Genomic DNA, 4,732 nt, shown 5'->3' with positions numbered 1-4,732 from the left:
GCGTGACGCCGCCTTCGCTCACCACCTCGCCATAGAAGCGCGTCTTGTCGGCATGCAGCCGCGGCACCAGGGCCAGCAGGCGCTGGCGTTCGGCCGCGCCGATCGGCAGCGACGCGATGTACGACGCGATGCGCTCCTTGCCACCCGGCACGTCGAGCAGCTGGCGGTACTCGGCGCGCGTCCAGGTCCAGCCGAGCCGGTGCTGCTCGAACACGCTGTTGAACGAGACGCGGTGTGCCTCTTCGGTGTCGGCCAGCGTGCCGTCGACGTCGAAGATCAGGGCCTCGATGCTCATGGTCTTGCTCCTGGAGTGGGGCCGGCGAAGACGCGGCTCGCGAGCACGTCTTCGGCCTGCAGGGTGCACAGCTGCTCGCGCGTCAGCCGCCGGCCGGCGCCGAACAGCCGCGTCGCGTGGCGCAGCCGGATGCGGTCGAGCGCATTGCGGATCGAGCGTGCGTTCGCGAAGTGCGGCTGCTGCCGGCGCAGGCTCAGGTAGCGGGCGAAGGCCGGTTCGGCCGCGTCGTCGAAGCGGTAGTTCAGCCGGGTCAGCATCAGCTGCGCGATCAGCATCAGCTCGGCCTCGCTGTAGTCCGGGAAATCGATGTGGTGCGCGATGCGCGATGCCATGCCGGGGTTGCTGGCGAAGAAGGTCTCCATGCGGTCCTGGTAGCCGGCGAGGATCACCACCAGGTCGTCGCGCTGGTTCTCCATCACCTGCAGCAGGATCTCGATCGCCTCCTGCCCGTAGTCGCGTTCGTTCTCGGGCTTGTACAGGTAGTAGGCCTCGTCGATGAAGAGCACGCCGCCAATCGCCTTCTTCAGCACCTCGCGCGTCTTCGGCGCGGTGTGGCCGATGAACTGGCCGACCAGGTCGTCGCGCGTCACCGCCACCAGGTGGCCCTTGCGCACGTAGCCGAGCTGGCGCAGCACTTCGGCCATGCGCATCGCGACGGTGGTCTTGCCGGTGCCGGGGTTGCCGGTGAAGCACATGTGCAGCGAGGGCGGCTGCGACTGCAGCCCCTGCTCGGCGCGCAGCTTGTCGATCAGCAACAGCGCGGCGATGTCGCGGATGCGGCCCTTCACCGGCGCGAGGCCGATCAGTTCGGCATCGAGCTGGTCGAGCATCGCGCGCGCCGCCGACGCTTCCGGCATCTCGCCGGGCGGCTGACACAGACTGTCGCGGTCCTCGTTCATGGCGCGGTCACTCCTGGCGCATTCCGTACCGCTCGCCCTCGGGCGAACGCTGCACGGCATAGCTTTCGATGCTGTAACGCAAGCTTCGGCCCTGCTCTTCGGTGCGGATCARCCGGAAGCCCGGTTCCACCGCCGGCCGGTTGACGATGAAGGACAGCACCACCGATTCGGTGCCGTGCGTCGAGTCGAACGCGGCCAGGCGGATGTAGTGGTCAGGGAAGGTCTTGCGGCACTGCCGGAGCTCCAGCATCACGCCGGCCGCGTCGGACACGTCGAACATCGGGTTGCCGAACATCTCCCAGAAGGTGTTGCGCGGGTGCGGGTCGTCGGTGTATTCGATGCCGATGGTCCAGCCCTTGCCGAGCGCGTGATCGATCTGGCGGACGATCTGCGCGTCGCTGAGGTCGGGCAGGAACGAGAAGGTGCCTTGGGTGATTCGCATGCGAGGTCTCCAGGGTGTTCGGGGTCAGGCGACGGCGAGCGTGGGCACGTAATCGGAGCTGTCGGTCGGCGTGTAGTTGAAGCTGACCTCGCCCCAGGTGTCGAGCGCGGCGCGCAGCGGGCCGCACCACCTGGCCGCCTCGGCCAGGATGTCGGGCCCTTCGTTCGCGATGTCGCGGCCCTCGTTGCGCGCCAGCACCATCGCCTCGAGCGCGACGCGGTTGGCGGTGGCGCCGGCCTGGATGCCCTGCGGGTGGCCGATGGTGCCGCCGCCGAACTGCAGCACCACGTCGTCGCCGAACAGGTCGAGCAGCTGGTGCATCTGGCCGGCGTGGATGCCGCCGGAGGCGACCGGCATCACCTTCTTCAGCGCGCCCCAGTCCTGCTCGAAGAAGATGCCGCGCGGCAGGTCGACCACGGTGTGCGTGTCGCGGCAGACGTTGTAGTAGCCCTGCACCGTCATCGGATCGCCTTCGAGCTTGCCGACGGCGGTGCCGGCGTGGATGTGGTCGACGCCGGCCAGGCGCATCCACTTCGCGATCACGCGGAAGCTCACGCCGTGGTTCTTCTGGCGGGTGTAGGTGCCGTGGCCCGCGCGGTGCAAGTGCAGGATCATGTCGTTCTGCCGGCACCAGTGGCTCATCGACTGGATCGCGGTGTAGCCCACCACCAGGTCGATCATCACGATCACCGAGCCGAGCGACTTCGCGAACTCGGCGCGGCGGTACATCTCCTCCATCGTGCCGGCGGTGACGTTCAGGTAGCTGCCCTTGACCTCGCCGGTGGCGGCACTCGCCTTGTTGACGGCGTCCATCACGAACAGGAAGCGGTCGCGCCAGTGCATGAAGGGCTGCGAGTTGATGTTCTCGTCGTCCTTCATGAAGTCGAGCCCGCCGCGCAGGCCTTCGTAGACCACGCGGCCGTAGTTGCGGCCCGACAAGCCGAGCTTGGGCTTGGTGGTGGCGCCGAGCAGCGGGCGGCCGAACTTGTCGAGCCGCTCGCGCTCGACCACGATGCCGGTGGGCGGGCCGGCGAAGGTCTTCACGTAGGCCACCGGGAACTGCATGTCCTCGAGCCGTGCGGCCTTCAGCGGCTTGAAGCTGAACACGTTGCCGATGATCGACGCGGCCACGTTGGTGATCGAGCCCTCCTCGAACAGGCTCAGGTCGTAGGCGACGTGGCAGAAGTACTGGCCGGGGTTGTTCGGCACCGGCTCGACCCGGTAGGCCTTGGCGCGGTACATGTCGCAGGCGGTCAGGCGATCGGTCCAGACGACCGTCCAGGTGGCGGTGCTCGATTCGCCGGCCACCGCGGCGGCGGCCTCGATCGGGTCGACGCCGTCCTGCGGCGTGATGCGGAACAGCGCCAGGATGTCGGTCGCCTTCGGCACGTAGTCGGCGTTCCAGTAGCCCATCTGGGCGTACTTGAGAACGCCGGCCGAATAGCGCTTCTTGGCATCGGTGATCTGCGTTGCGTCTTTCATGTGGCCCATGGACACTCTCCTTGCTCGGTTGAGTCGAATGTAGGCATCGCGATGCATTCGGAATAATTGATTCTTTTCGGCAACCCATAAGCTTCGACTGATGCTCAAGAACGCCACCTTCCGCCAGCTCGCGGCCTTCCATGCGGTGTCACGCCTGGGCAGCGTGTCGCGTGCTGCGAGCGAGCTGCACCTGACGCAGCCGGCGGTGTCGATCCAGCTGAAGCTGCTGGAGGAAAGCGCGGGGGCACCGCTGCTGGAGAAGAGCGGGCGCGGCGTGCGCCTGACGGCGGCGGGCGAGCTGATGGCCGGCTATGCGGCGCGCATCCTCGAGCTGTGGCGTGAGGCGGGTGACGAGATGGCGGCGCAGCGCGGGCTGTTCTCGGGCACGCTGCGGGTGGGTGCGGTGACCACGGCGGAGTACCTGCTGCCGCCGCTGCTGGTGGCCTTTGCGGGCCAGCACCCGGACGTGAAGGTGAAGCTGCAGGTGGGCAACCGCGACGAGATCGTGCGCATGCTGGCCGCGCAGGAGGTCGACATCGCGATCATGGGCCGGCCGCCCGCCGAGCTGAAGACGACGGCGGTGGCGTTCGCGAAGCACCCGATGGCGTTCCTCGCGTCGCCGAAGCATCCGCTGATGAAGCAGCGCCGGCCGGCACTGGCCGACCTGGTGGAAGCGAACCTGCTGGCGCGCGAGCGCGGCTCGGGCACGCGCACGACGCTGGAGCGGCTCTACAAGGATGCCGGCGTGCCGCTGCGCATCGGCTCGGAGATGTCGAGCAACGAGGCCATCAAGCACATGTGTGCCGCCGGCTTCGGCGTGGCCTTCCTGTCGCTGCACACCTGCGCGCTGGAGCTCGAGGCCGGGCTGCTGGCGCTGCTGCCGATGGCCGGCAACCCGCTGCAGCGGGATTGGTACGCGATGCACCTGGCGTCGCGCCGCCTGCCGCAGGTGACGTCGGCGTTCAAGCAGTTCCTGGCGGATGAGGGACAGGGGTTGATCGATGCGCAGTTGCGGAGCTTGCGATCGGCGCCGAAGCGGCGCGCGGCGGCCCCACGTAAGGCGTCTTCAGGTTGACCAATGCGGGTTGGAGTTGGAACCGATGTGCGCGTTGGAAGAGACGTGCGACATCCCTGGAACTGCAATATTTACAACGGCAAGCAGTTTCAATCCGCGCGTGCCTTGGACGAGGCGCACGACTCACCGGCTGGGTCGATGTCGAAGCGCCCAGCGCGTTTCAACCCATGTGCGCCTCGGATGAGGCGTTCGACTGTCGCTCGCATGTCCGACGATGGATTCGTTCGAGTTTCAATCCACCTGCACCTCGGGAGAGACGCACGACCCGCGCAATCCTCAAGGCACAAGGGGGCAGCCAGTGTTTCAACCCACGTGCGCCTCGGACCAGACGCACGACTTCACCAGTTCGAGGCGGTCCGCGCCTCCCTGGCAGTTTCAACCCACGTGCGTCTCGGACGAGACGCACGACGTCCTTGCTGTCCTCATTCGATACGCGRTGCGTGTTTCAACCCACGTGCGCCTCGGACGAGACGCACGACTGCCGTAGCTGGCGCGCTTCATCGCGTTCGTCTCGTTTCAACCCACGTGCGCCTCAGACG

The 4,732-nt window shown here is 67.3% G+C and carries 5 protein-coding genes; 1 reads left to right on the top strand and 4 read right to left on the bottom strand.

What is annotated here, in order from left to right:
• From AC1D01_RS21380 to AC1D01_RS21365, 4 genes are all read right to left on the bottom strand, one after another.
• The coding region (locus tag AC1D01_RS21380; protein ID WP_477869839.1) for an HAD hydrolase-like protein at nucleotides 1-295 on the bottom strand (295 nt) is incomplete at its 3' end.
• Nucleotides 292-1,152 carry a CbbX protein gene (cbbX, locus tag AC1D01_RS21375; RefSeq protein WP_477869841.1) on the bottom strand — a complete coding sequence of 287 codons (861 nt, stop codon included), beginning with the start codon at nucleotides 1,150-1,152 and terminating at the stop codon, nucleotides 292-294. The genes cbbX and AC1D01_RS21380, both read right to left, overlap by 4 nt.
• Before the next feature lie 49 nt (nucleotides 1,153-1,201).
• A complete protein-coding gene (locus AC1D01_RS21370) occupies nucleotides 1,202-1,636 on the bottom strand; it encodes a ribulose bisphosphate carboxylase small subunit (RefSeq protein WP_477869837.1) in 435 nt (144 codons plus the stop codon).
• Nucleotides 1,637-1,660: 24 nt separating this feature from the next.
• Nucleotides 1,661-3,127 (bottom strand): form I ribulose bisphosphate carboxylase large subunit, encoded by a 1,467-nt coding sequence (locus AC1D01_RS21365; RefSeq protein ID WP_477869835.1) that lies wholly within the window; start codon nucleotides 3,125-3,127, stop codon nucleotides 1,661-1,663.
• 91 nt (nucleotides 3,128-3,218) lie between these two features.
• Between AC1D01_RS21365 and AC1D01_RS21360 the strand changes: the two genes are divergently transcribed.
• Nucleotides 3,219-4,193, top strand: a complete 975-nt coding sequence (locus tag AC1D01_RS21360) for a LysR family transcriptional regulator (RefSeq protein WP_477869833.1) — start codon at nucleotides 3,219-3,221, stop codon at nucleotides 4,191-4,193.
• The last annotated feature ends 539 nt before the right edge of the window (nucleotides 4,194-4,732 follow it).

Source organism: Rhizobacter sp. P3_B12 (assembly GCF_056402895.1).
Note: the sequence above shows the minus strand (reverse complement) of the source record. Positions and strands in the feature narration are given on the sequence as shown.